This window comes from Nocardiopsis sp. LOL_012 (assembly GCF_048060475.1).
Lineage (GTDB): Bacteria > Actinomycetota > Actinomycetes > Streptosporangiales > Streptosporangiaceae > Nocardiopsis.
On record NZ_JBHMIV010000072.1, the window covers coordinates 1 to 3,970 of the forward strand.

Below are 3,970 nucleotides of genomic sequence, written 5' to 3' on the forward strand. Positions count from 1 at the left end.
GGACGGCCTCCGGCCGCAGTTCTGCCCGCCCGTCGCCCACCACCACCCTCAACGGACGGCCTCCGGCCGCAGTTCTGCCCGCCCGTCGCCCACCGCCACCCTCAACCGACGCCTGGCGGCGCGGTTCTTCTCCGGGGTGCTCGGGTGCCCCGAGGTCGGCGTCTTCGTCGTCGCTGCCGGTGTCCGCGATGGGACGGCGGGGCGGAGGCCTCCGGACACGCGGAAGGGGCGCCCCACCGCGGGGCGCCCCTTCACACGGTTCTAGTTCGAGCTGGGGCCGTGCGACTGCTCGGCCGCCATCGGCCAGCTCATCCGCACGACGGTTCCCTGATCGCTGGGGTCGATCCTGACCTCGTCCGCGAGCCCGGTGATCACCGCCAGCCCCAGACCGGGGGAGAAACCGGAGATACCGCCGGGCGGGGTGTCCTCGCTGTCGAGGAAGAGCCCGTCGAGCACGGAGTTCACGGGGTCGGCGGCTCCGTCGGCGTCCTTGGCGGGCGCACGGTCGGAGACGACGACCTCGAAGCGCTGCACCGCATGCCCGTTGGCGTGCGGGGCGGGGGCCGGGGCGTCACCCTCGGGGCCCCGTCCGGGCGCGGCCTTGGTGCCGTCGGTCATCTGGAGCAGGATCGGCTGTGTCGGGCAGTGCACCTTGTGCGCGGCCACCGCCCTGGAACACGCCTCACCGACCGCCAGCCTGATCTCGTCGATCGCCGCCGCCGCGATGCCGGCCCGGCGTGCGACGGTCGCGGCCATGAGCCGGGCCGTCCGCACGTGGGCCGGGAGCGCGCTGATCGTGAGCGTGATGGTTGCCATCGCTCTCTCTGGGCTACTTCGCCGAACGCTTGTCGATGGCGTCCTGTACCGAGTCGTGGATACCGAAGACCTTGGTCAGACCGGTGATCCGGAAGATCTTGAGAATGCGCTCCTGGGTGCAGACCAGGTCGAGCGTCCCGTCGTGCGCACGGACTCTCTTGAGCCCGCCCACGAGCACGCCGAGGCCCGTCGAGTCCAGGAACTCCACCTTCTCCATGTTGACCACGAGGTGGAAGTTGCCCTTGTTGACCAGGTCGATCAGCAGCTCGCGGAGACGGGGCGCGGTATAGACATCGATCTCACCTTCAACGACGACGATCTCGGTGTCGCCCTCGGTGTAATGATCAAGCTTCAGGTCCACTAGTCCTCCAGCGCCGAACCGCGAATAAACGCGAATGGTCTCTGCCGGGCGTTACCCCACCAGCACGCATTCAACCACGGGTACAGAGTGCGTCTCCCTGTGATGCACAGAAAAACGATGACACCGCGCCACCCTTCCCCCGGATGCCACACTGAAACCGTTGGCCACCGGCTCTTCCGTCTCTCCTGTCGGAAGAGCCGTGCTCAGCCGAACGCGTTCAGCGAGGAGGGTCTCGGATGAGTGACACCGGCCCCACACTCCCGGGAGTGTGGCGTGACGACACCCGGTACCCACAGGTGACCCACATCGAGCGTGTTCCCCCGGGCGACGGGGTCAGTGGGGACTGGCCGGGGTGGATCACCCCCCACCTGGTTGAACGTCTCGCGGAACGGGGGATCACGGGACCGTGGTCCCACCAGGCCGCAGCCGCCGACCTCGCACGCTCGGGCAGTGATGTGATCATAGCCACAGGCACCGCCTCGGGGAAGTCGCTCGCCTTCCTTATGCCCGCTGTGGAGGCGGTCGACACCGGTGGGAGCGTGCTGTATCTCTCCCCCGCCAAAGCCCTGGCCCAGGACCAGTTGCGATGGATATCGGACCTGGGACTTTCGGACATGCGTGCCGCCGTCTACGACGGGGACACCCCCGCCGAGGAGCGCTCCTGGGTGCGCGAGCACGCCGATTACGTGTTGACCAACCCGGACATGCTCCACCACGGCATCCTGCCCCGGCACGGGGCGTGGACGCGCTTCCTGCGCAGGCTGCGCTACGTGGTGATCGACGAGTCGCACCGCTACCGGGGCGTGTTCGGCTCGCACGTGGCGCTCGTCCTGAGGCGCCTGCGGCGGATCTGTGCCCGCTACCGCGCGGAGCCGGTGTTCATCCTGGCCTCGGCCACGTCCGGGAGCCCCGCCGAGAGCGCGAGCCGGCTCACGGGCAGGCGGGTCACGGCGGTCACGGAGGACGGTTCGCCCCGTCCCGGGCTGTCCGTCGCGCTGGTGGAGCCGGAGCTGACCGACGAGACCGGCGAACACGGCGCCCCGGTGCGCAGGACCGCCTCCTCCCAGGCCGCGGAGATGCTCGCCGACCTGGTGCGCGACGGGGTCCGCACCCTCGTGTTCGTGCGCTCCAGGCAGGGGGCGGAGGTGGTGGCGCTGACCGCGCAGCGGATGCTGTCGGAACGCGGCGACCACCGACTCGCCGCGCGTGTGGCCGCCTACCGGGGCGGATACCTCGCCTCGGAGCGGCGGGAACTGGAGGAGGCTCTGCGCACGGGGGAGCTCCTGGGGCTGGTGAGCACCAACGCCCTCGAACTCGGCGTGGACATCAGCGGTCTGGACGCGGTCCTCATCGCGGGCTGGCCGGGGACACTGGCCTCCCTGTGGCAGCAGGCGGGCCGTGCGGGGCGGCGCGGCGACGACGCGCTGGCGGTCTTCATCGCGCGGGACGATCCGCTGGACACCTATCTCGCCCACCATCCGGAGTCGATTTTCGGTCGCTCTGTCGAGGTGACCGTCCTTGACCCGGAAAACCCGCACATCCTCGATCCCCACCTGTGCGCGGCCGCCCAGGAACTACCGGTCACCCAGGATGACGCCGCTTTGTTCGGACCGACGACGCGGGAGCGGCTCGATGATCTCGTCGAGCGGAAACTTCTGAGAAGACGGCCGCGAGGGTGGTTCTGGACGAGCAATGAAAGGGCAAGTGACCTCGCCGATATTCGGGGTTCGGGTGGTTCGCCGGTGCAGATCGTCGACACGGGCAGCGGACAGTTGCTCGGGGAGGTCGACGAGGCGGCGGCGCACGGCACGGTGCACCCCGGCGCTGTGTACCTGCACCAGGGCCGGACCTATCTGGTGGCTGAGCTGGATCTGGAGGCGGGCGTCGCCCTGGTGAGCCCGGAGGAGCCGCCGTACCGCACCTGGGCGCGCGACACCACCGACATCACGGTCACCTCCGTCCGGCGGAGGGAGGCTTGGCCGAGCGGGGCGGCCGTCCACTTCGGCGAGGTCGAGGTGGCGCGCCGGGTGGTGGGGTTCCTGCGGCGGGACGTCCGGACGGGGGCGGTACTGGGGGAGCAGCCGCTGGACCTCCCGGAGCGGACGCTGCACACCCGCGCGGTGTGGTGGACCCTGCCGACCGAGGGGGAGGATCGGCTGCGCAAGGAGGAGGTGGGGCTGCTCGGCGCGGCCCACGCCGCCGAGCACGCCTCCATCGGCCTGCTGCCGCTCCTGGCCACCTGCGACCGGTCCGACATCGGTGGGGTGTCGACCGCACTGCACGGGGACACCGGACTGCTCACGGTCTTCGTCTACGACGGCTACGAGGGCGGAGCCGGGTTCGCCGAGCGCGGTTACGCGGCCGCCCGCGCGTGGCTCGACGCCACCCGTGCGGTGATCGCCGACTGCGAGTGCGACCGGGGGTGCCCGTCGTGCATCCAGTCGCCCAAGTGCGGGACCGGGAACGAGCCGTTGAGCAAGTCCGGGGCACTGCGGTTGCTGGACGAGGTTCTGGGGGGTGGCGGCTGATCGCCCGTCCACAGGCTGTGGACGGGCGATCAGCCGGATTCCACCCACCGGTCGCGTCTCTTATGTCATGATTTGGCATCCAGTGTGAGTGGAGCCCGATAGCGTCGTACGTGCCGGCCGTACCGTCCACGCCCGGTCCTGGCCCCCGCTCAGCCATCCCCTGCACCCCTATGACCGGAGCACCGCATGAGTTACCCTCCCCCGTCCGGCCCCCAGCAGCCGCCCCAGGGGCCACACGGTCCTCAGGGGCCGCACGGACCGCAGG

Annotated in this window: 4 protein-coding genes; 2 read left to right on the top strand and 2 right to left on the bottom strand. The window is 70.3% G+C overall.

Translation table 11 applies throughout. From position 1 onward, the window contains the following. Nucleotides 1–265, top strand: a 265-nt coding sequence (locus ACFHWE_RS23370) for a hypothetical protein (RefSeq protein WP_416604026.1), incomplete at its 5' end; no start/stop codon positions are given. Here the strand turns inward: ACFHWE_RS23370 and ACFHWE_RS23375 are convergent. Beyond that, nucleotides 262–816, bottom strand: coding sequence for an ATP-binding protein (locus tag ACFHWE_RS23375; protein WP_416604027.1), 555 nt, complete (start codon nucleotides 814–816; stop codon nucleotides 262–264). The two genes, ACFHWE_RS23370 and ACFHWE_RS23375, sit on opposite strands and share 4 nt — an antisense overlap. Nucleotides 817–829: 13 nt before the next feature. After that, on the bottom strand, nucleotides 830–1,177 hold the full coding sequence (locus ACFHWE_RS23380; protein WP_028648515.1) for an STAS domain-containing protein: 348 nt from the start codon (nucleotides 1,175–1,177) through the stop codon (nucleotides 830–832). A 236-nt stretch (nucleotides 1,178–1,413) separates the two neighbouring features. On the opposite strand from ACFHWE_RS23380, the gene ACFHWE_RS23385 reads away from it, so the two are divergent. After that, nucleotides 1,414–3,705 carry a DEAD/DEAH box helicase gene (locus ACFHWE_RS23385; RefSeq protein ID WP_416604028.1) on the top strand — a complete coding sequence of 764 codons (2,292 nt, stop codon included), beginning with the start codon at nucleotides 1,414–1,416 and terminating at the stop codon, nucleotides 3,703–3,705. Nucleotides 3,706–3,970 lie beyond the last annotated feature (265 nt).

Excerpts from the sequence above, each read along its gene's own strand:
- ACFHWE_RS23385 (WP_416604028.1), top strand. The coding sequence starts at position 1,414 with ATGAGTGACACCGGCCCCACACTCCCGGGAGTGTGGCGTGACGACACC.
- ACFHWE_RS23375 (WP_416604027.1), bottom strand. The coding sequence starts at position 816 with ATGGCAACCATCACGCTCACGATCAGCGCGCTCCCGGCCCACGTGCGG.